The sequence below is a fragment of the Pseudomonas rossensis genome (assembly GCF_039888995.1).
Classification (GTDB): domain Bacteria; phylum Pseudomonadota; class Gammaproteobacteria; order Pseudomonadales; family Pseudomonadaceae; genus Aquipseudomonas; species Aquipseudomonas rossensis.
The window spans coordinates 1-235 of sequence record NZ_JBBWCB010000414.1 but is presented as its reverse complement, the minus strand read 5'-3'; the positions used below and the strand labels follow the sequence as shown (position 1 = coordinate 235).

The following is a 235-nucleotide window of genomic DNA, read 5'->3' as shown; positions in this document are numbered from 1 at the left end:
TAATAAGCATGGCGGGTGGGCTCGACAAATTCGCCGATAAGGACGACATTAAGGTCGTGCGACTCAATGGGGCTAGACAAGAGATCCTGCGCGTCAACTACAGCAAGTTGATGTCGGGGGATGACATGTCCACCAATTTTCTACTTAAAGCCGGCGATACGCTGGTCGTGCCTTAGCCTTGCGCGAGGCACTAGGGATTATCTTGCTTAGATTTCGAACGACCGGGGTTGCGACG

Annotated in this window: 1 pseudogene; it reads left to right on the top strand. The window is 52.8% G+C overall.

The annotated features are described in order from the left end of the window. A pseudogene (locus WLY71_RS31105) lies at positions 1–176 on the top strand (polysaccharide biosynthesis/export family protein); the annotation flags it as partial. Between the last annotated feature and the right edge of the window lie 59 nt (positions 177–235).